This window comes from Spirosoma daeguense, from assembly GCF_054776875.1.
In genome coordinates this window covers 196,848-219,716 of the sequence record NZ_BAAHBF010000011.1, presented here as the reverse complement: position 1 = coordinate 219,716, position 22,869 = coordinate 196,848, and the positions used below count along the sequence as shown (strand labels likewise).

At 46.6% G+C, this 22,869-nt stretch carries 18 protein-coding genes; 10 read left to right on the top strand and 8 right to left on the bottom strand.

The features are described 5' to 3' along the window. The first annotated feature begins 40 nt into the window (after positions 1–40). The 6 genes from ACYVD4_RS30100 (at position 41) to ACYVD4_RS30075 (ending at position 5,630) form a co-directional block, all read left to right on the top strand. Entirely contained in the window at positions 41–925 is an 885-nt protein-coding gene (locus tag ACYVD4_RS30100; protein ID WP_460951945.1) for a Nif3-like dinuclear metal center hexameric protein, read from the top strand. A gap of 284 nt (positions 926–1,209) precedes the next feature. Continuing rightward, positions 1,210–1,560 carry a LytR/AlgR family response regulator transcription factor gene (locus tag ACYVD4_RS30095; RefSeq protein ID WP_460951943.1) on the top strand — a complete coding sequence of 117 codons (351 nt, stop codon included), beginning with the start codon at positions 1,210–1,212 and terminating at the stop codon, positions 1,558–1,560. A 422-nt stretch (positions 1,561–1,982) separates the two neighbouring features. After that, on the top strand, positions 1,983–2,795 hold the full coding sequence (locus tag ACYVD4_RS30090) for a hypothetical protein (RefSeq protein WP_460951942.1): 813 nt from the start codon (positions 1,983–1,985) through the stop codon (positions 2,793–2,795). After that, entirely contained in the window at positions 2,792–4,060 is a 1,269-nt protein-coding gene (locus ACYVD4_RS30085; protein ID WP_460951940.1) for a glycerophosphodiester phosphodiesterase, read from the top strand. The genes ACYVD4_RS30090 and ACYVD4_RS30085 overlap by 4 nt, the downstream gene beginning before the upstream one ends. A gap of 3 nt (positions 4,061–4,063) precedes the next feature. Further along, positions 4,064–4,711, top strand: coding sequence for a hypothetical protein (locus ACYVD4_RS30080; protein WP_460951938.1), 648 nt, complete (start codon positions 4,064–4,066; stop codon positions 4,709–4,711). Between the two features lie 25 nt (positions 4,712–4,736). Beyond that, positions 4,737–5,630: a metallophosphoesterase family protein gene (locus ACYVD4_RS30075; protein ID WP_460951936.1), complete on the top strand. Its 894-nt coding sequence runs from the start codon at positions 4,737–4,739 to the stop codon at positions 5,628–5,630. An 89-nt stretch (positions 5,631–5,719) separates the two neighbouring features. Here the strand turns inward: ACYVD4_RS30075 and ACYVD4_RS30070 are convergent, their stop codons facing one another. Beyond that, positions 5,720–6,568, bottom strand: a complete 849-nt coding sequence (locus tag ACYVD4_RS30070; protein ID WP_460951934.1) for a hypothetical protein — start codon at positions 6,566–6,568, stop codon at positions 5,720–5,722. Between the two features lie 260 nt (positions 6,569–6,828). Here ACYVD4_RS30070 and ACYVD4_RS30065 point away from each other — a divergent pair, with 260 nt between their 5' ends. The 3 genes from ACYVD4_RS30065 (at position 6,829) to ACYVD4_RS30055 (ending at position 9,867) form a co-directional block, all read left to right on the top strand. Continuing rightward, positions 6,829–7,875, top strand: coding sequence for a sensor histidine kinase (locus ACYVD4_RS30065; protein WP_460951931.1), 1,047 nt, complete (start codon positions 6,829–6,831; stop codon positions 7,873–7,875). Then, positions 7,875–8,588 (top strand): LytR/AlgR family response regulator transcription factor, encoded by a 714-nt coding sequence (locus tag ACYVD4_RS30060; RefSeq protein ID WP_460951929.1) that lies wholly within the window; start codon positions 7,875–7,877, stop codon positions 8,586–8,588. The genes ACYVD4_RS30065 and ACYVD4_RS30060 overlap by 1 nt, the downstream gene beginning before the upstream one ends. A gap of 88 nt (positions 8,589–8,676) precedes the next feature. After that, complete coding sequence (locus ACYVD4_RS30055) at positions 8,677–9,867, top strand: PQQ-dependent sugar dehydrogenase (RefSeq protein ID WP_460951928.1); 1,191 nt, start codon at positions 8,677–8,679, stop codon at positions 9,865–9,867. A gap of 52 nt (positions 9,868–9,919) precedes the next feature. Here the strand turns inward: ACYVD4_RS30055 and ACYVD4_RS30050 are convergent, their stop codons facing one another. The 3 genes from ACYVD4_RS30050 to ACYVD4_RS30040 form a co-directional block, all read right to left on the bottom strand. Next, the gene (locus tag ACYVD4_RS30050; RefSeq protein WP_460951927.1) at positions 9,920–13,384 is read right to left on the bottom strand and encodes an ATP-binding response regulator; all 3,465 of its coding nucleotides are present in this window, start codon (positions 13,382–13,384) and stop codon (positions 9,920–9,922) included. 362 nt (positions 13,385–13,746) lie between these two features. Continuing rightward, positions 13,747–14,511, bottom strand: coding sequence for a hypothetical protein (locus tag ACYVD4_RS30045; protein WP_460952161.1), 765 nt, complete (start codon positions 14,509–14,511; stop codon positions 13,747–13,749). Between the two features lie 74 nt (positions 14,512–14,585). Beyond that, the gene (locus ACYVD4_RS30040; RefSeq protein ID WP_460951925.1) at positions 14,586–15,530 is read right to left on the bottom strand and encodes a hypothetical protein; all 945 of its coding nucleotides are present in this window, start codon (positions 15,528–15,530) and stop codon (positions 14,586–14,588) included. Between the two features lie 85 nt (positions 15,531–15,615). Between ACYVD4_RS30040 and ACYVD4_RS30035 the strand changes: the two genes are divergently transcribed. Next, positions 15,616–17,244, top strand: coding sequence for an amidohydrolase family protein (locus tag ACYVD4_RS30035; protein WP_460951924.1), 1,629 nt, complete (start codon positions 15,616–15,618; stop codon positions 17,242–17,244). Between the two features lie 55 nt (positions 17,245–17,299). Here the strand turns inward: ACYVD4_RS30035 and ACYVD4_RS30030 are convergent, their stop codons facing one another. From ACYVD4_RS30030 to ACYVD4_RS30015, 4 genes are all read right to left on the bottom strand, one after another. Then, the gene (locus ACYVD4_RS30030; protein WP_460951923.1) at positions 17,300–19,486 is read right to left on the bottom strand and encodes a polysaccharide lyase family 8 super-sandwich domain-containing protein; all 2,187 of its coding nucleotides are present in this window, start codon (positions 19,484–19,486) and stop codon (positions 17,300–17,302) included. 174 nt (positions 19,487–19,660) lie between these two features. Next, positions 19,661–20,656, bottom strand: coding sequence for a DUF4466 family protein (locus tag ACYVD4_RS30025; RefSeq protein ID WP_460951922.1), 996 nt, complete (start codon positions 20,654–20,656; stop codon positions 19,661–19,663). 18 nt (positions 20,657–20,674) lie between these two features. Beyond that, the gene (locus ACYVD4_RS30020) at positions 20,675–21,070 is read right to left on the bottom strand and encodes a hypothetical protein (protein WP_460951920.1); all 396 of its coding nucleotides are present in this window, start codon (positions 21,068–21,070) and stop codon (positions 20,675–20,677) included. A 27-nt stretch (positions 21,071–21,097) separates the two neighbouring features. After that, a complete protein-coding gene (locus tag ACYVD4_RS30015) occupies positions 21,098–22,867 on the bottom strand; it encodes a RagB/SusD family nutrient uptake outer membrane protein (protein WP_460951918.1) in 1,770 nt (589 codons plus the stop codon). Positions 22,868–22,869 lie beyond the last annotated feature (2 nt).

Below are 22,869 nucleotides of genomic sequence, written 5' to 3'. Positions count from 1 at the left end.
CTCAGGTTATCTGACCAACCATTAAATCACTGCCTACAACATGACTTTCCAGACCAATCGTCGCAACTTTCTGATGGCCTCACTGGGGCTTGCAACACTCCGAAATCTTCCTGTAATTGGCCCGAAACAACTTACCGTTGGGCAGATAATTGACCGGATCAAAACCAACGTTGGTATTTCCTGGCGAACGCAAACCGTCGACAATCTAATTGCTGGCAGTCCTGATTTAGCAGTCAAAGGAGTTGCCAGTACCATGATGGCAACGCTCGATGCCCTCCAGCGGGCAAACGCCAAAGGGCTGAATATGGTCATTACGCATGAGCCAACGTATTACTCACACCAAGACCAGATTGAGCCTGTTGAGAAAGATGCACTTTATCAGCTCAAACGCGACTTTATTCAAAAGAATAACATGGCGGTTTTCCATTTTCACGATCACTGGCATGGCCGAAAACCGGATGGTATCGCTACGGGAATGGTGCGAGAGTTGGGCTGGGCAAAAAATCAGGATGCTGAAAACCCGCGATTATTCACATTTCAGAATATGACACTGGAGCGTCTGGCGCGGGAAATGGCAGTGAAGCTCAACATAAAATCAATGCGTGTAATTGGTGACCCGAAGCTTTCGGTCAACAAAGTGATGGCGAGTTGGGGCTATGCCAGTATGATGCCCGGCGTTCCTTATCTGGCTCAGGCCGACGTACTGATTGTAGGCGAAACCCGCGAATGGGAGCTGGTTGAGTATGTACAGGATGCGATTACGTCCGGGCAGAAGAAAGGCTTAATCGTGCTAGGCCACGTGTTATCTGAGCAAGCGGGCATGAAATACTGTGCCGAGTGGTTAAAAGAGTTTATTCCAGAAGTTCCCGTCGAATTTATCTCATCGCCAGAACCCTACTGGACACCAGAACGAATGGGGAAATGATTCCCTTTCATCAAGAACCCTTCTTTGAGTCGAAATCAATTGTTAGCTACGTAGCCTATACGGAAAGGATATTCTTTTTGATTTTATAACGTAGTGTAAGTAGCCTCTTATTTTATTGATATTCTACGTAGTAGCCTATCTGGTCATTCGTTAAAAATGACAGTTCAATCCAGTTTTTTGACTCTTCATCCGCCTTACTGCTGGGCCTGATTTTGTCAGGTTCTATTTTCGTTCATCAGATTTCGAGCTGATACGTACTGAACACAGTAAACAAACACACTACTATGGACACCCTCTTACTACCCTACTACACAACAAAACGCCCCATTCCTGTTGCCGCCATCGAATATCTGGAAGCCATGGGCAATTACACTACGTTGTATGTGGTGGGTCAGAAACCGTTGCTGGTTGCCATCACGTTGAAACGGCTGGAAGAACGCTTGCCAACTTTTCTCCGAATTCACAAAGGAACCCTGGTAAATCCGGCCCACATTGTTGCGTATCGGTTCCGTCACGTATCGTCGCCGTTTGTCGAGCTTTCGCAGGATCGTCAACTTACGATTTCCCGTCGGCGCACCCGACGGTTACGTCCGCAACTCACCACCAATAGCCGAGCGTTGACGGCCCTTTTGTAGTCACTTATATAAGGGTTAGTTATCGTATATGTACACTAAAATAGGGGCTTATTCGGCCCCTATTGCAATTTAGTACCGTTTAATCAATAAATCTCCGACTTAATCACAGGCTTTGCATATTGCGTCGTGGCAGCTCACCTCAGCCGCACAGCCTTTAAAGTTGAGGTGACCCCCGTAGCACTGTTCATGCCTGTTCGGTGTCGGGGGTTTTTACTTTTATGGCCATTCCTATTATCAACGAAAAGCCATTACATTGCCTTCGTATCTGCTAATACGTTAGCCGCTCCCTTCCTTCTTATATCACTACTTTTTTACGGTAATGGATGCCCTTTTTAAGTGCATTCCTATCAATTCGGCCGCTGATTGCAACATATTTTTTTCTGCATAGTTTATTTCATCTGACTTATTAGTTCTGTTGTTAAGTGAATACACGTCGGCATTCTTTTTTCATAGCCAGCTTTCTATCTATATGGCTGCTTACAACTGCTGAAGTTGTTATAGCGCAAACCCGTTCCACAACACGTCGACCACTATTCAGATTTGGGCGTGACCCAGAGCTAGTTCGGCAGAGACGCGAACGATTCGAAAAGCCCGAGCAGCCTTCTATCTATTTTCCACAAGCACCAAGGCCGGGCGAATGGCGACGGTCTGTTGGATTGGTTTTTACCGCTACCCCCCCAGAAATTACCGAAGAAGTCAGGGTGTCGGTACCAGCCATTGATTTGCATTTACAGCGTGGACTCACCAAAAACCTTTACCTGGTAGGTCGTTTACAGACTCAGTTTATTCAGAATAGTCTGAATCTTGGTCTACGCTGGGCTATGCCGCTTTCGGAGAAGTTGTTTGTGTCGGCTGGTTACGATGTGAACGGTTGGATCGGCGTTTTAAAAATAAAGGATGTGTTTGACGCTCAGGCCTATGGTGTCTCTAATTATCCAAACCTTTCCGTTGGTTACCGATTAACCCGAACACTTCAACTGGTGGCACGAACTGAGGCCATTTTCGATTTCTATTACCACTCGCAGGTAGGGAGCTTATCGGTAGATTATCACCGCAACCAATTAAGCGGGGGTGCTTTTGCCTTTGCACTGGAGCAGCCATTTTACAAAAAGCAACACGTAACACTAGGCATCCGGGCGTCTTATACTCGTTTCAACTGGCAATTCTGGTCGCTTTACGAAACCTTTGACCGACCTTTATTTTACCCACAACTCTTTTTCGGTTTTATCTTATGAAAGCATCATATTTCTGGCTAATTGGTCTTGCGTGGCTGCTAGTGGTAGGATGCCGACAAGTTTACGAAGCGCCCGTACCATACACAGGCCCTGATTTACCCGGTGCTGGAAAATTCACTACGTCGATTCGACAGTCGATGGAAGGCGTATATAATGTTACGGATGGTTCCGACCGATTCGGCGATCAGATGGTGGTAAAATGGACATTCCTGCGCGAAGGCAACGATACTACGTATTACCTGTCGATTTTTTCTGGCACCGATGCTACGTATTTTTCGCTGGCAGGCCAACCACAGGCCGACAGTCTGGCCCTAGCAGGTTACTGGCGAAAATTATCAAATACCGATACTGGACTCGCTCAGTTTGCGGTACAGATGAAACACAACGGGCAGCTTCAGAATTACGCAGGACGTCTGGCCACTGGCGATACGCTTGTGATCAGCGGATTGTATAACGATGCAAAAGCAAAGCCCACTCGTCGGCTCACGTTAACCTATAGCCGCCCACTTAATCAGAAATCATTTGGCATTCTTGCTCACCGCAGTGGCGGACGTACTTCCGATTTATTGCCTTCGTCCGAAAATTCGGTTGAAATTATCAAACTGGCATCTCGATTAGGTGCAAATGGTATCGAAATTGACGTGCGCTATACAAAAGATGGCGTCCCGATTCTGTATCATGACAATAATCTAAATCTTCGGCTCATTCAGAAAAACGGCCTGAATGGACCAATCGAAGATTATACCTATAAGCAGTTAACCAACATGGTCAGGCTGATCAATGGCGAGAAAATCCCAACGCTGGAGGAAGCACTGGAAACGGTTCTTATGAATACGCCGTTGAATTTTGTCTGGCTCGATACAAAATACATTGGTCCGATGGGTCCAATTCAGGCAATTCAGCGAAAATATCGACAACGGGCCGCACAATTAGGACGTAACGTACAGATTGTGATTGGTATACCGAGCGCCGAAGCCCTCGCATCGTATATGGCCTTACCTGACAAAACCGATACGCCCATTCTATCGGAATTAGACACCGCCACCACGCGTACTACGTTGAATTCGCCCATCTGGGCCCCGCGCTGGACACTCGGCCCACTTAACGATGAGGTACAGTTTATGCAAAAAGAAGGACGTACTGTATTTGTCTGGACGCTCGACGAGCCTCAGTTTATCCGTGAATTTATCAATGAGGGCCGATTCGACGGCATTTTATCGAATTATTCAACGCTGGTCGCTTATCATCATTACATTCAACAATAACCGATGAGATCATTTTTGCGTCCGCTCTATTGGCTTATTATTCTGCTCGCCAGTTATTCTACTACCTATGCTCAAACGCCGGAGATAGATTCCCTGCTTAGCCAGCGAGGGCCTTATGCGTTGGTGGTTACGGCAGGAACCGGGCTTTCGTATTTTTCAACACACCTGGGCATTCCGCCAACCTTAGAAGATCCACACGTAAGCCGATTTGGGGTTCCGGCAACAATCCGCGTGATGTGGTATCCCGACCACCGACTACGTATCGGGCTGGAAACAGGATGGACAACTTTGTATGGTTATCGGGGCTGGATCAACGGTGAACGTTCGCGTGTATACGTATCAACTACGCCTATTTTACTCATGTTTGCGATGCCCCTTGGCTGGCTCACTGGAACAGAACGTAGTTTTGCCCGACGTATGTCAATTATGGGTGGAACAGGCGTTTATATAGTACGTTCGCAACTAAATTATAATGGCGTAGTTAATGCCAGTACATATAGTACTGGCTGGATGGCCGGTGCATCCTATGCCCAACCCATTGGCCGACGGTTCAGAGCAGCGGTCGAATTAAAATGGTATGATGCTGTTGCCAGCGAAAATGCTGCTTTTGTGGCCGAAGTCCATTTGGTCTGGCGCGCTTTCTCGTGGTAACGTATCGTTCTGGTAATGACGTATTATGGAAAACTCACAGGAAAAGAAAGAAATTTTGTTTTTGAGCGATACCCAAGCCCCGATGTGGGTCGAACGGCTGGTATTACGTACCCATCAGAACAAAAAGGCAACCCAAACCATTTTCAACGAAATCGTTCGAAAACAGCCAGCAGTACTTTACTGGCTGGGCGATATTGTGTCGTTAGGCTATCGGAACAACAAATGGCGAATTATTGACCAGTTTCTGCTGAAGTGTACTGAAGTACAGACGGCCGTTTACGCCATCATGGGCAACCACGACGTAATGGGCCGCCCCAAAAAAGGAGCCAGAAATTTCCAGAAGCGCTTTCCCGACCATATTCCAACTGGTTACGTAAAAACAACCGACTCAATTGCTGTAGTGATGCTGAACTCTAATTTCAGTATTCTCTCCGTAGCCGATCTGGTGCAACAGCAAACCTGGTATGAACAAACGCTTGAAGAATTAGATAACGACCCCGCCATAAAAGTAGTTATCGTTACGTGTCATCATGCCCCCTATTCGAACAGCAAACTGGTTGGCTCTTCAAAACTGGTGCAACACCGATTTGTACCGCCTTATTTGCGTTCGTCAAAAGCGAAACTTTTTATTACGGGGCATTCGCACGCGTTCGAGCGATATGAGTTCGACGGAAAAACATTTCTGGTTATTGGCGGTGGTGGCGGACTTCGTCAACCACTTAACAACTCGCCTAGTCGTTTGCCTGATTTAGCTTCCGATTATAAACCATTGTTTCACTATCTGGCCGTTCACCGAAATGACGACCGTCTGGAACTGACGTCTTATTGCCTGAATAAAGACTTTTCAGGTTTTTCAGTAGGTTACCAGTTCGAAGTTCCAATAGAAGCGGAGGTTAGTACGTCACCCGTTATTTCCTGATTCTGTCGTTTTTAGCCTAACTGAAAGCTAGCTGCACAGTATGCTACGTATAGTTTCATTGAGATTTGTCAATGCCAGCATTGAGTCAATTACAAATCGAGTTTGGCAGGTGGAATTTGGCTATGGGGTGTGTTTAGTTCACTGCTATCCGGCTGTTTTTTAGCAACAATAGGATAAAGGCTATAAGCCGTTTTGGAGGTTTGTTGCTTTATCTTGTAAACAAAAGGTTCATTACCAATCTGAATCACAATCTGATATGAATCAACTGAAAGACTTGACACATCAAGTCTACGTCGGTATTGGTCAAGATTGGCAAATTCTTCATAGAGTGATCGATTTCGTTGATCAATTATCTTGATTTTATAGCGAAACCGGTCGGGATTGTCAATAACCAAATATAGTTTTCCCGACTGGCTAACATAGGCGTGGACTTTATAAGAAGCGGGCATTGGCGAATTCGTAGGATTATCGGGCGTAACAGTCAAGCCAGATTTTGGTAGTTCAAGTGGCGTTGGTGGCAACGTTTCCGTTTTGATTCGTGACGACACAAGTTGGTTACTGATGAGTTGAGCTAACAGTTTATCGAACTGTCTTTGGGTTTTCCGATTAAGGCTTACCCATTTCCCGGGCAAAATCTCTTCATAAAGGAGTCGGCTATCGGGACTAAAAAACTGAACTCGCGTGCTACGTGTCGCGGCCTGCGTGTTAAGACGCCAGTATCCATTCGTTGAATCTATTTGCGCTGCTTGTTGATCGGTTGTCTGATACGTCTGAGCCCGACTTATAGTGAAACCCAAGCTGCTGATCAATAACAAAATCAGATACGTCTGCTTAGGGAACGTAGTGAAACGTATCAGACAAGCGGATAACCCATATTCCAAAAAAGATGCTACGTAGCGTAACGTAGATAAACGTAGGGGTGTTTGCAAGATTGCCATAGCTAGAGAATGATAAAGGTTGCATTTGTCCGACAAAGCAATTCATTAGTTCAATACGTGTAGTCTATTTTAGACTAACAATTCGCTGGACGCTACGCATAACTTCACTGGCTCGTTCAGCGCTGTTGGTCGACCCAACTGACTGTTTGTCGAAGAAATTCTCTGTTAGGGAGTGCATTCAGGTTGTTGGTCAAATTATTCTCCATTTAAGCGGGAGAGCGCGTAGATTTAACCGTTCATTATGAAGCAAATCATTGATAATGGCTCGTTTCAATATAATTAAGCTCTATCAGGAAGCTCGTTTACAGAGTATTTTCTGGCTGGGTTATTTTCTTTTCGAATGGTTGAACACAGGGGCTTATATGGATAACTTCCAGCAAAGCCTTTGTTTAATTACGCCTAACCTCCCATTGCTCGTAGTAGCTGGTTACTGGCATCTGCTGGTCACTATTCGCCATTTTCTACTATCGGGTCGTATGACTGGATTTTGGCTCAGCCTACTTAGTGGTTTACTCGTGTTTGGCTTACTACGTCGGGCAATCAATTATACCTTATATTATCCGATTTACTTTCCAGACGGGTTGCAAAAACCGTATCTGTACTGGCCGAAAGTTCTGGCCGAATCCATGCAATTGCATCTAGTTGTTGCGCTTTTTGTAGCGGTCGATCTGGTTCGGCACACGTTGCAACAACAACGATTAAATGAAACCTATCGTCGTGAAAAACTAGCAACCGAATATCGATTGCTTCAGTCGCAGGTTCAGCCCCATTTTTTATTCAATACGCTCAATAATCTGATTTCGGTCTCTATTCATCAGCCAGCGCAGATGCCGCATTTACTGCAACGTCTGGCCGGATTGCTCAGCTATCAACTTCACGAAAGCCATCGGTCAACGGTTCCTATCACGAAAGAAATGGATTACTTAACGGATTATATTTCGCTGGAGCAAATTCGCTATGGAAACAGACTGGATGTTCAGACAAACTTCAGCGAGTTGGCTGGTTCAACGCAGCTAATGATTCCGCCGATGTTATTGTTGCCCTTTGTCGAAAACGCTTTTAAGCATGGAGCCGCCCAAACTGAAACCGATTGCTGGATTCAGTTACACTTGTCGCAAAGCGGTAATCGGCTGGTGTTTTCTGCCGAAAACTCCGTGCAGGACGTAGTAACGAAAACATCCACGCAAGGTCTGGGCTTAGCGAATCTGAAAAAACGACTGGATATCCTGTTTCCCGACAATTATGAGTTGATTACGTTACAGGAAGAGGGGCAGTTTCTGGCGGTTCTAAAATTTAGTGTAAACTGATGGCTATTCGTTGTTTTGTACTGGATGATGAACCACTGGCAACCGATCTGCTGAAAGAGTATATCAGTCGGTTGCCCGATTTAGATTTGTTAGGCGTTTCCAACAGTCCAACGCAGGCGCTACGTATGTTGCAGCACACGCCTGTAGATGTTGTTTTTCTGGATATTCAAATGCCTCGTCTAACAGGTTTTGATTTACTACGTCCGTTGGGGTATCGGCCTAAGGTAATTTTCACAACGGCCTTTCGGGAATATGCGTTAGATAGCTATGAATTTGACGTACTGGATTTTTTAGTAAAGCCAATATCGTTTGAACGTTTTTTGCAATCAGTGGGAAAGATTTACCGGTTTTCGCCCACGATGCCGCTGGTTTCAGAAACACCTGAACCCGTAAAAACGGGAAAAGATTATCAGTACTTTAAAGTAAATAAAGAGATGGTCAAACTCTTTCTGGATGATATTCTATGGATTGAAGGGCTGAAAGATTACGTAAAAATTCATACGGTGTCGGGCACGTTGGTATCTTACCTACGTATTAGTTATCTGGAAGAGAAACTACCTCCTGATCGATTTGCCCGAATTCATAAATCATTCATTGTGGCACTGAACCATATTCAAGCCGTTAGTGCTACGTATATTCGCATCAATAATGAAGAAATTCCAATAGGGAGAATTTATAAAGCTAAATTTGACGAAGTAATCCAGCGAGGTTGAGCGTATATAGACCGTAAAACCGAACAGCTTTCTTCGATCCTGACAGGTCATCATTCCAAATTCACGTAAATCAATACTCTAACTAACAATGAAAAGCAGTATTCTATTAACCGTTGCGGGTTCTACACTGGCATTGGCAAGTTATGGGCAAAGTGCCTCCGTAGAGACGAAAGAGCCAAATTCGGCCTATAAATCAGCTTCGGCCGGCCAAACCCGGATCGGAGCGGTGAAATCAACCACCAATTACGAAGGTAAGGTCTTAACCGAAGCTCTTCAGAAGCCTTGGGGCATCACGAGTTTGCCCGATGGTCGGTTATTAATTACAGAAAAAGAAGGGACGCTACGTATCGCTACGTCGGCTGGTAAACTAAGTGAGCCAATCACCGGGCTTCCTAAAGTCAATTCAGCGGGTCAGGGTGGATTACTTGGGCTGCGCGTTGACCCAGAGTTTGCCACCAACCGAATGGTGTACTGGGTGTTTTCGGAAGCCGGTGCTGAAGGTAATCTAACCGCCGTAGCGAAGGGAAAACTATCGGCCGATGAGAAAAAGATTGAAGGCGCAACGGTCATTTATCGCGCAACACCCGGCTATAAAGGCACGCTGCATTACGGAGGCCGGATTCTTATCGACAAATCGGGCAATCTGGTAATCAGTACGGGAGAGCGCTCTGATAAAGTAACCCGTCCACAAGCTCAGTCGGTAAATTCGGGTTTGGGTAAAGTGATTCGTATTACAAAAGATGGCAAACCGGCTGCTGGAAATCCATTTGAAGGACAGTCGAATGCTCGTCCTGAACTATATTCGTATGGGCACCGTAACGTTCAGGGGCTGGCCTGGCATCCGGTAACGGGCGATCTGTGGGAAAATGAATTTGGCCCAAGAGGTGGCGATGAGCTGAACCGGATTCAGCCCGGTAAGAACTACGGTTGGCCCACCATTACGTATGGTATCGAGTACAGTGGCGAAAAAGTAGGCGAAGGCATCCAACAGAAAGACGGTCTTGAGCAGCCTGTTTATTACTGGGACCCATCGATATCGCCAAGCGGCATGACTTTCTATAGCAGTGATCGTATTCCTGAATGGAAAAATAACCTGTTCATTGGCTCGCTAAGCGGTATGCACATTGCCCGGTTGGTTATCGAGAACAACAAGGTAGTAGGCGAAGAACGGCTATTATCAGGTGAGTATCAGCGTTTCCGGGATGTTACCCAGGGAAATGATGGTGCTATTTACGCCGTAACGGATCAGGGTAGACTGTACCGCATCGACAAGAAATAATCCTTCTGATTCGCATAAAAAAAGCACTACGTAGCGCTACGTAGTGCTTTTTTTATGAATCGCTATCAACGGGCAGGTATACACTAAACGTGGCTCCTTCACCGAGGGTGCTTGTTGCGGTGATAGCTCCGCCGTGATTGGCGACTACCTTTTCGCAAATAGCCAGGCCAATACCTGTGCCTTCGTATGTATTTTTATTATGCAGTCGCTGAAAAACCTGAAAAATACGTTCGGTATATTTTTGGTCGAAACCGATACCATTATCTGCTACGTCGATTCGGTAATAGCTGCTTGCCACACGAGTAGGACGAATAGAATCGGGCAGGTCGGCAGCATTCAGTTGATACGTAGTAACCTGAATTTGCGGATAAGCGTCGGGCCGACGAAACTTTAACGCATTACTGAGCAGATTCTGAAAAAGTTGCTCTAGCTGTAAACGATCCCCCTGCACCACAGGTAATGAGCCAATCGTAATCTCTGCCTGTGTTTCATCGACCATCATGGAAAGATTCTGCGTTACGTTCTCCAGCACCAGCGATAACGGCACAGGCGCTACAGGAGCCTGCCGGGTAGAGATACGTGAGTAGGCTAATAAATCTTTAATAAGGGTAGACATCCGGGAGCCAGCAACCTGCATTCGCCGAAGATAATCATTGCCTTCTTCCGGCAACATAGTACCGTACTGCTCCTGCATGATGGTGCTAAATGATTGAATCTTACGTAGCGGCTCCTGTAAATCGTGAGAAGCAACATAGGCAAACTGCTCCAGATTTTTGTTCGAACGTAGCAGATCGGCATTAGCCTCTTCCAGTGATTTAGTACGTTGCTCAACGCGCAGATCAAGCTCGGTGGCTAATTGGCGATACCGATTCTCACTTTCTTCAGTACGTTTGCTGGCTAATACCTGTTCTGTTACGTCGGTAACCACCTGCAATACGCCCGTACGCATATCACCCTCATAATAAGGCGTATAAAAAACGTTGAAATAGCCATTTTCGAGATGCCCGTTTCGGCGGACCGGTATTTCAACGGCTGTTGACTGATATGATTCGCCGGTTTTTAATACGTCGATACACTGCTCTACTACGTTCTGACGCTCCAGTTCGGGTATAATAGTTAAGAGCGGTTGGCCTAGTATATCAGCCTGTTTGTCGATCAAGTCAAGGAATGCCTGATTAATCAATTCAATCGTTAGGGCTTCGCCTTTAACCAATAACATAGCTACAGGAGCCTGCTGTACTAAGTTGCGCAGACGTGTTTCCTCATAGTGCCGCGATTTAGCCAGTACTACCTGCGTACGGACTTTGGTAAGGAGTTCCTGAGCCGAAAAAGGTTTTACCAGATAATCGTCGGCACCTGCTTCCAGACCGTCGATACGTGATTCCTGACCCGCGCGTGCCGACAGAAAAATCAAAGGAATACGTGCCGTATCAGGGCTGGCCTTTACCTGCTTCAGTAATTCTTTCCCGTCCATCACCGGCATCATAATGTCGCTCAGAATCAGATCAGGATGGTTTTGGGCAATTTTCTGTAACGCATCAACCCCGTTTATTGCATCACGTACAATGAAATGTGGTTCTAACAAACGACCCAGATAAGCCCGCATGTCATTATTGTCATCAACAATCAGCACACTCGTCTCTTTGCTACTTTCAGAAACGAACACAGATTCAGGTACTATCTCCCCTTCAGCCGAAAACCGCTCGTCATTGGGCAGCATCGATTGGGCTTCCATTAGGAAAGCGTCGGCCAATGCGTTGTTACGTTCTTTCTGCTCATTAATACTATATAATGGAGTTGTTATATGCGTATTTCCGAGAGGCATAGAAACCGTGAACGTAGTACCCTCGCCCTCCACACTGCCAACACGAATGGAGCCTTTATGAAGCTGGATTAGTTCATTTACGAGTGAAAGTCCAATACCAGAGCCTTCGTGGGTTCGACCACCGGAATTTTCGACCCGGTGGAATCGCTCAAACATGTGCGGAAGTTCATTGGCAGGTATACCTACACCCGTATCAGAAACGCGAAGAATAGCCTGATCCTGTTGAGCCTTCAGTTCAATACGAATACTTCCTTTTAGTGTATATTTAAACGCATTCGATAATAAATTAAGAACAATTTTCTCCCACATTTCAGCGTCTGCATACACCGCCGAAGGCAACGACTGGCAGTCGACAATGAATTGCAGACCAGCTTTTTCAATCAGCGAACGAAAGCTGCTGGCCAAGTCCGTTGTAAGCCCCACCAGATCGACTGGCCGGAACTGAGCCTGCACACGATTGGCTTCAATCCGACTAAAATCAAGTAAATTATTAACCAGTTTCAGCAAACGCTTTGCATTACGATGGGTGGTTTTAATAGATTCTTTATGGTCTGATTGACGAATATTTTCGTCATACAAAAGCTCTTCCAGTGGCCCAAGCATGAGTGTGAGAGGGGTACGAAACTCATGGCTTATATTGCTGAAGAACGCTGTTTTTGCCTGATCGATGGCGGCAAGTGCTTCGGCCCGTTTTTGCTCTTCCTGATAAGCATATACGTTTGAAAAAGCCGTACTAATGGTATTCCCTAAAAGCGAATAAAAATTCAAATAATCGGTATCGAGTGCTCTACAGGGGCTAACTCCTGCCATAATAAAACCGAATGGCTGCTCTTTTGTAGAAATCTGAATCGGCAAAATGACCGCCGTATGTGGAAATTCCGGGTATGGCCCGCTAGGTATCTCGGCAAAACGATGCGCTAAATCCTCTACAATGGTAAGCTTTGATACGTCGGAAAGCCAGTCAGTAGCCACTACGTCGATATCGAGCAAATGCGTCGGAATCGATTCACCTTCGGCAAGGCCCTCGGCATTCACCAGTTTCGCTCGCTGTCCATCATTTTGAAACTCGTAAAAAAGTAGAAAAGGTAAATCCAGCGTAAAATCGGCGTGGGATGCTGTGAAGTTGCTGTAGATTGTTTCGTTGAGCTTGGCATCTCCCGTTAGTGCTGCTACGTCGCGTAAAACCTGCGTTCGGCGGGCACTCAGCATTTTGTCGGTTGTCTCCGTAATCGGGTGAAAAATACCACCAACTCCACCCGATTCATCACGGATAGGCGCAAACGAAAACGTCATAAACGCTTCTTCTAGGTAGCCGAATCGATCCAGAAACATCCGCTGGTCTTTAATGTAGGTACCTTCGCCCTGTTCTCCTCGGGAAAAAGCATCGCCAACTACAGGGAGGGCCGTTTCCCAGCAGATTCTAAAATTCTGCCCCATCGATTCCGGATGCTTAGCTCCGCAGATTGGGCGATAACTATCATTGTATATCTGAATAGTTTCTGGCCCCCAGGCAATTAATATCGGAAAGGTTGATGATAGACAGAGACTGACAGATGTACGCAGACTTTGCGGCCAGGATTCGACGGGGCCTAACGGAGTTTTACTCCAGTCCATCGATCGAATTAATTTACCCATTTCTCCGCCCCCGGCCAGAAACTGTTCCGTGGCGTCAGTGCCGGTCACACTTGTCATTGTCAGTCTAATAGCTAATCGTGTTTGGTGGCGCTGTTTATAATTTTCTTTTCTGATCAAAAATTAGCCTGGCTGAATTATTCCGAATAATTCAGCCAACCCGTTTAAAATCAGTTCAAGAAAGAACAAACCGGCTTCTTACAAAAGTAAACGATTCGTCCTTAGAATGGTTAAACTGATAGTGCCGGAAAATCTACAGAGCAAAATACAAATGCCTGTAGACATAGTTTTTTCAGAAAGTGACGTCCGTATAATGCAATTAACGCTACGTCCTCAGCGAATAACGAACGAACGTAACAGAAAGGCCAGCAAGGAAACAAATTATTTCCTTGCTGGCCTTTCTGTTACGTTCGTTTGATACTCTATTCCTCCGCTACGTTCCCGGCACCTAATTCGGTCAGGAGTTTTTGCCAGTATTCTGTCACGGCCGGATTGTTTTCTTTAACCGATGCGTTTGGTTCAAACGGCAAAATCATCGTTACGTCGGGGCTGCCAATAACGTAGCGTTTTAGCTGTTCAGCGTCAGCTTTTGCCCAATCATCAGCCTGTGAATTGTCTTTTGGCGGAGTTACCTGAAAATCGCGACGGTTGGTCCCTTTTACGCTCTCGATCATATCGCTGAGGTAATACACTTTTACCGTAGCACCCGTTTCATTGGCTTTGGCAATTACGGGTAGACTCGCCCATATATCGGTTTCCTGATTTGATGCGCCATCATTTTGGGTCATCAACTGTTGCAAAACACGTTGCCGCATCTGTCCTTTTTCACGCGTCAGCGACAGATTGAATTCTGTTTCAGCCGCTTCACGGTCGGTTGGGCTGGCTGCTGCTACGTCTTCCATTTCACTACGTACCGTCAGGTTCAGTGCACGCGCTTTCGACGTATTTTCATGAATAAAGTACACGTCCAGCTTGTCGCCCTTCTGCCGGATATTCTGCTCTATAATATCGGTTAGTGCCTGTTGATATTTTTGAGCTACAAACGCTTTGTTCACATTTACGCTTCGGGTTTTATCCAGAAATATGAGCGTATAAACGGGCTCATCGGTCTTGGCTGGTTTTTCTTTGTCCGACGAACAGGCGATACTGAATAGGGTAATGATGCAGAAAATGATGAATCGGTTCATTGTATTTGTTGGTTGGCGACTGCTACGTTCGTGGGATTGCCGATACGTAGCGCCGTCTTTGTTATAGTGAAACATTAATTACGTAACGTACTGTCGGATTGCGATTTATGTTCCCGATTGTCCGTTTGAATCGTATTCTTTAAAACGGCGCGGGAGGTCAGAAGGTTATCCTGAGTGCGATACGTTTCTTCCCAACCCACAATTTTATGCGGAAATTTGCTTTCAAAAATCAGCACCAGCGTTCGTCCGTCGGTTGGGTATTCGAGCGTATAGGACTTCAGAAATTTGCCGGGATAAAGCACGCCTTCATAATCGGCCAGCGTAGCTTTGGCAGGTAACGTTTTCAGCGGAATATTACGTAACTGCGTCGACGCGGTTCCGGGAACTATCGTTACGTCGCCCGCTGGCAATTTATTGTTTTCCAGACGAATACGATTCCACAACTCATCTTCCAACCTTGTTTTAGCCAGCGTATAAGGCTCTTTTACCGCTGATTCATCAGACGACTGTTCCCGTACCTGATACGCATTGTCGCGGTAGTGTAGCTGCCAGTAACGATGCCCTTCCCACCCCTGATTCGACGTACTGACAGCCAATGTATTGGGAAATAAAGGATTGTGAATAGGCGTCAACGCTGACGTAACCAATGAAACAGCCAACGTATCAGCCGCGAATCGACGGATTAGCTGTGATTTCATTACCAGAATCGAGTTTTCGTCGTTTTGCGTTGGCTTCTGGTTTTCAGGCGAAATGGTTTCGACCTTGAAAATAAGTTGGGCTTCTCCCGCCCTTAGTTTGCCTTTATACGCCTGTTCGAGCTGATACGTATTAATTTCGAACCTGTTACTCGCCCAATATGCGCCTTCTTCAGCTCCCCATGCCGTCGCTTTCTGTTGCGTTGACAACTGCTCTGATACAGGCGAATGTGTCTGAAAAACAGTGGCTTTCATAGCAAACGCTATAACAATTGCCAGCAGCACCACAAAAAGCAGAAAGTATCTGGTTACGAATTGTTTCATGTCGACAGTCCGGAATACGGTCAGCGCGCAAAATTCAGGCAGATTCGCTTATCTTACAACTGTTTACCGAAACGATTTACCAATTATGCTACAACCTTCTACACGATTTTTACTCCTCTTTCAGTTTACGTTCTTCATTGTCCATTCATTATTGGCGCAAGTTGAAAAAGCACCGGCCCGACATGAGGGCGACGGACCGTTTGGCAAGCTCATCATTAGGGGTGTTACGTTGGTGAATAGTACAGGTGCTCCGCCGGTTGGGCCAGTCGATATTGTGGTCGAGAAAAATCGTATCGCGCAAATCAGACAGGTTGGCTATCCGGGTGTTCCGATTGACGCTAAAAATCGTCCGAAAGCCGATCCCGGCGACAAGGAATTGAATTGCGAAGGCATGTATCTCATGCCAGGATTTATCGACATGCACGGTCATATTGGCGGACAGGCACAGGGGGCAAATGCTGAATACGTATTTAAACTCTGGCTCGGTCATGGCATTACCACCATCCGCGACCCATCGTGCGGAAACGGGCTCGACTGGGTGCTTGACCATCGCGCTAAAAGCGAACGTAACGAAATTACCGCCCCACGTATCAAAGCGTATACGGTGTTCGGGCAAAGTGCCAAAGAACCTATCAGCACGCCCGAACAGGCACGGGCCTGGGTTCAACAAAATGCCAAACGGGGAGCCGATGGGATTAAATTTTTCGGAGCCGAACCGGCTGTGTTTCGGGCGGCACTGGAAGAAAATAAAAAATTGGGTCTGCGGTCGGCTTGCCACCATGCCCAATTGGAGGTAGCCCGAATGAATGCGCTGGCAACGGCTAAAGCGGGACTAACGTCGCTGGAACACTGGTATGGTCTGCCAGAAGCCTTGTTCGATGATAAAACCGTTCAAAACTATCCTGCTACGTATAATTATAACAACGAGCAGAATCGGTTCGAAGAAGCGGGGAATCTCTGGCAACAGGCCGCCAAGCCCGGAACCGAACGCTGGAATAAGGTGATGGACGAACTGATTGCGCTGGATTTTACGCTCGATCCTACCTTCAATATTTACGAAGCCAACCGCGAACTGATGCTGGCCCGCCGGGCCGAGTGGCACGATGAGTATACCATGCCAAGCCTATGGCGTTTCTACGGCCCAAGTCGGATTTCGCACGGTTCGTACTGGCACAATTGGGGAACCGAACAGGAAGTAGCCTGGAAAAAAAATTACCAGCTCTGGATGGAGTTCATCAACGAATACAAAAACCGGGGAGGGCGCGTCACTACGGGTTCCGACTCGGGCTTTATTTATCAGCTTTACGGTTTCGCCTACATTCGCGAACTCGAATTGCTACGTGAGGCTGGTTTTCATCCACTCGAAGTGATCCGTGCCGCTACGTTGAAAGGAGCCGAAGCTCTAGGCATGGCCGATCAGATTGGCTCGGTAGAAGTGGGCAAACTGGCCGATTTTGTCATCATAGACCAGAATCCGCTGGCAAATCTGAAAGTTCTTTATGGCACTGGCGCTATTCACCTCAACGATAAAAACGAAGTAGAGCGCGTCGGCGGTGTTACGTATACGGTGAAAGACGGCGTTGTGTACGATGCAAAAAAACTCCTTGCTGACGTCCGTAAATTGGTTGCCGACGCAAAAACAAAAGAAAACTTTGAGATAAGCCAACCCGGCATGCCAATGAAAGCGGGAAAAGTAGGCGGTGGAAAAAACTAGGTTTTGTCAGTTGCTCAAAGCCGATCATGAATCAGCTTTGAGCAAGTTTTTCCGTTTAATTTACCGTTATGTGAACGCTGTTTCCAGTATAAACACCTTGTGGTAAATCAACTAGAAACAGGGTTTTAGTTTTGTCGTCGCTGGCGATTGTTCGGTAGGTTTTTCCGTTAGCGGTATAATTGCCAGTTATCGAAAAAACAATTCGGCTCAATTTTCTGGATGGATCGGCCAGCGTTAGCTCTTTTAGGCGTCCGCCCTGCATTTTCAGCATAGCCATGCCCTGACTGTCCAGACTTGCGTCGATACCTTTCTCAATATTTACACTTCCTGCTTTGTAAAAAGCCAACTGAGAAATTCCTAACTGGTTGTGTTTGACTGCCTGTAGATCAGCCGTATTGGAAAGAATGTCGATAGATCGATTGGATGCTGCTGTTTCAGCGAGTTGCTGTTCTGATACGGCAGGCACCACAATGTACTGATAGGAAGCCCCATTGGGTTTATTACCATGATTGAACCATAGTGCGAAAACATCTTCACTAACCAATTCTTTACTAATATTTTTCTGATCCGTAATATCCGACCAGCGTCCTGTTTCGGCCTGGTTTGACAGGTTTATAGTGGTCGGCTCAGGAAAGATGTAGCCTATCTGATCTTGATAAACCCATTTCACCTTGTCAAGAGTGCGGTTGCCTTTCGGAACATCTTGCTGTTTGCCCTCCTGCATAATACGTACATCACTACGCATCAGCGTCTGATTTATAGTAGTGAATACAGGCAAATTAGTCGTTGACTTGATGGCGGTTCCCAGACATACGTACTCTTTATCAAAAAAGAACCACGATTTTTTGGCTTCCAGTGGATCATGCGGACTTTTAAAATCAAAACTCACAGCCCCATACAAACCGTCAGAAACGGCACCCACAAAATCAGTCAATCCTTCTTTCTGAATCTCAGTGGGGGCGGGTAACTGCGACTTCTGCACAATAGTTGTTCCCGAAATCTTCTGCCAGTTGTATGCAGGCCAGATGTTATGGTATTCGTCGCCTTTCAGCATCAGGTAGTTGGTACCGTCGGCGCGGTGATGGGTTGTTTTCCCCGGTCCGTTATACGGTTCTTCCATGTTTCGATTGCGGGTCGAAAACATGCGAACTGTTGTATAAAACTGGGGGCGCTGGAAAACAAAATGCTCACTCTGCCAGAAGAATTTCGCGAAGGATGCCGAAGGTTTACGTTCGCCTTTTCGCAACCGGATTATTTCCACCAGTTCTGCTTTTCGATAATCCGTGCTAACCAAAAGACGTTCTATCTCCAGCGTGCTTTGCGGCTGAAATGTGGCTTTGCCTGAAATACTTCGGTTCTTGACACTAATGTCTTCGTAGATACCATATACCATCTGCTTATAGATTCCATCCAGGTAATAATCAACCAGTTGGTTAATTTTCTCCTTCGAGAATGCATACGTAGTACCCGCTACGTAGTACGACCAGTCGCCGTATGCATTGGCGAATTTACCGTATCCATAGGATGACGTATTATTTACCCGGTCTACCCGATGGTGAAAGCTGTAATCCTGCTGTAAACCCCGTTCGCCCGTCGAGAATTTCATTTCTCCTTCAATGATTCGGATGATTTTATCAAACTCCTGATAATCGCCCAGGAATAGTAGATTCTTGGCTAAAATTCCGGCAATCACGATTCGATCCCCACTTGGTCGGGCACCCGACGCATTCATATTGGCTCTCCCAATCATCGGCTGCGCTTTTTTGACAAGATCCTGAGGGAGTTCATCGCCAATGATCAGCATCAGATTGCCCAGATTCGTCGGCGTTGTGATCTGGTTATCATGCCAGTTGTCGCCCACAAAATCGTGTTTAACCCAGAAGTCGAGCCCACTACTGATACGTTCCTTCAATTGTTTACTCCGGTAGTATTTCGATGTTTTGTTTTTGTACGCTTTGGCTAAATAGACCAGATCCCGCGTGTGCCCCCCATGCGGAAAACTGGCCGTCCGACTCAAGTCTTCGTAGTTTATACCCTGAAAACTACCATCTGTATTCATCTTGGCCAGAATACTTTCTACCTGACTATCATTGACTTTAGTCACCATTAGGTCGGTTACGATCCGCTCTTTGATGATTTTTACGTCGTTCAAAAGCTGGCTACTGGTTTTCGTCGGTTGCGCGAACGTATCAAAACCGATTAATACCAATGTAATGAAGCTGTAAATAAACTGTTTACCCATATGGAAACACATAACTTATAATTCCTTTTCAAGATGTAAGTGGGGTCAGATTGAAGAATCTGACCCTGTGAAGTTTCTCAAAACTGAACGATAGTATTAGGTTTTGAGAAACCTCACAAGGGCAGGTTGAAGAACCTGCCCTCACGGATTGCATAATCCATTCGTCAATACTAATCAGTTCAGCTTTAAACGTTTGATACTGACGGTCATCGATTTAGCTGTATTGTTCACCGAATTTACGTAAATATAGGCGGCATACGCGCCATCGGCAGTTTTAACAAATGCTCCCTGATCAGCCGCGAGCCCGTAGGCAAAATCGGCCGCATTGGGGAATGTTGTTTGTTGCAAATCGGTATCGTCGATGTAAACGTCGAAGCCCGTAGTGCCACGTAGCTGCGCATCTTTCACATCCACCCGTTTATCAATGGGCGTGCGTTGCTTTGAGATACCGGTTGGCAGCGTTACGTCTTTCAGGAAATCGGCATTGGAAGGAGCCACAATGGCGTGTCCAAAGGCGTAATTTCCCGTGCCCAACGTAGCGCGATAAATGTACACGAAGTCTATTTTATTTCCCAGATTCTGTTGTTCTACTTCAGCTTTCGTATAGACGGCCATGTCGGTAATTGATACGTAGGCTTTGGCTCCATCGACCAATGCCAGTGATCGTTTCATATCCATTCGACTAACGCGGTAAGCGGGCGACTGGAAACTAACTTCTTTCCCTGTTGAGTTGGTGCCGCTGAATCGGAACGTAACGTCTTTACCTTTGGATTCTTCAGTTGGGTAATAATAATAACGTAGTGTCACCGCTTTGTTCGTCGCTACATCGATGATGTTGGCCGAAGAAATGGCTCCATTTGTTACCGTATCAGTAGCCGTCTGAACGGGCTGATCGACACCCGTACTACGGTTCGTGAACCAGGAAAATCGGCTAAATCCTGTACCAGTCCCTCCTACAATAGAAGCTTCTGCTCGGACGCCCTTCAATTCACCTTCGGTTGTTCCAACAGCGTAGGCGAACTCAATACGGTCGCCAACAACGGCAGGACCGGTCGTTTTCTTTAACAAATCGTTTCTGAAGGCTTCGGGTGCTACGTCTTTCGTCTGACAGCCCAGCGTTAGCAGAAGTACCCCAAAAAACGGCAGAACAATATGTGTTTTCGTTTTCATAATGAATAGCGGATGGGGTTATCTCTGAAGGTTTACCGTAACTGTATACGTCTTACGCACCTGCCGATTGCCCGACACTACGGTGTATTTCTGCGGTTGCGAATAGTCCGTCCAGATACCCATCGTTGGTTCCACAATGGCATCCGTCACAACACTGCAATACGGTTTTACCCGTTGCATATTGGTACCAAATCGCGCTACTGCCGTAACCGTGAGAGCAGTAGTATCGATTACCGTCTGGCCGCTCACCAGTACCGTTCGGTGGTCAGAACCAAGCAGATCAAAGAATGTCATAAAACACTGCGATCGGTTGGTAATTAGTAAACCAGTATCGTCAATCGGGTCTTTGCTGCACGACAACAGCGCTACGATTGCCAGCAAGCCAAAAAATTTATGAAGAATTGAGGATTTCATGTCTTATATCAGTTTTCCGTGAACGGCTTACAGCCAGGGTTCATTCTGGATGATCTTTATATTTACTTCGATTTCGCTGGTCGGAATCTGGAAGATGTAGTATCGCTGGTAGTTCCGATCTGGGGCATTCACGAACTCATCGCGAATACGGGTTCCCTGTGAGTCGAAGAGAACCTGACCGGCAGGTGCTGGCCAGATTTCTTCGGCTTTGTGCCAACGACGGATGTCGAAGAAACGCTGCCCCTCACCTACTAACTCCACAATCCGCTCTTGTTCAATGGCTTTGAAGAATTCGGCTTTTGAAGAGAATTTAGCCTGAGCCAGTGCCGGTAAATTTCCCCGACGGCGAATGCGGTTAAGCAACGTAAATAACTCTGGCGTTGGGCCACCATTCACTTCGTTAACCGCTTCGGCATACATCAGCCAGACATCGGGCAAACGCATCATGTAGATATCCTGTGGACCATCGCTACGTCCGATACCGCCCGACTGCCGAACCCACTTCCGGAAAATATAACCCGCAGGTGCGCCATCGTAGTTTATGTACGTAACACCATCACGACTGCCGAACCGGAACGGAATACTGTCCTGAACAGCCAGGCCATCGGTCGAGAGACGTAGCATTTTTTGTTCATCCCACAGCATGGTCGCCCGCATCCGATAGTCACGGCCAGCGTAAGATCTTGGATTAGTTGCACTATTGACCAGCGTCGTATTGCGGGATAGAACGAGTGGAGTGGCAAAATCGCCGGTACCCAGCAGTTGGTACCGATTGGCCAAACGATACGTAGGTGCAACCCAGCATTGCGCATTTCCGGTGTTACGTGTGCCAAAATCGCGCATTAACTCTTCGCCCTGACTCAGCAGCGGGCCGCCAAACTGTACGGAAAAGATGATTTCAGGGTCGTATTCGTTGAAATACTGGAACAGATGCCAATAATTCGGATTATCGGCAGGGCCGGGTTCTCCTCCACGAAAGAGCGGAATATTTTTGTCGATAATCTTCTTAAAATCAGCCGCAGCGGCTGTGTAGTGTTTCTGCGCATCGGCATTATTATTGGCCGTTTTCATCCAGCAGGCCCAGAACAAATTCACTTTACCACTAAAAGCCCAGGCCGCCAGCTTAGACGCGCGTCCCAGATTATCGCCAGTGTAAGTTTCGGGCAATACGTTGGCGGCATAGCTCAAGTCGGCCAGAATTGAGTCTTTTACAACCGCACGGGCCGTTCGGGTGAGTGTAAATGCTTCGGTATTGCCGTTTAGCTTCTTGTTGAAAAACGGTACGTCGCCCCATAAATCAATAAGCCGGAAGTAATTAATTGCCCGTAGAAACCGTACTTCGCCCACCAGCCGATTCATCAATGCTAAATCGTTTGGTGCTTTCAGACTTGCCCGTAGCGTACCGATATTTTCCAATACGTAGTTAGCACGGTTAATCGTCCGGTAGCAGTCGGCCCACAGAAAACTAAAGCTGCCAGTGTTTGCAGGTGTTCCATTGGCTCCGGTGAATGGCCCGGCTGTTGACCCAATTGGGCCGGGGTTAAATGTTCCCTGGTTGTTGCTGGTACCGCGTGTGTGCACAAATTCACCGGCGCCATCGAAATAATAATCCCGGTCGAACGTAGTGCGGTTGGCGTCGTACACGCCGTTAACCGCGAAAATGGCATCGTCGGTGGTTTTCCAGAATAAATCCGACGAAAGCTGGGTGGTCGGTACCTGATCAAGTAAATCTTCGGTACAGGCGGCCGCAAAGATCGTTAGACCCAGCAGCAGATATAATTTAATGAGTTTTTTCATGA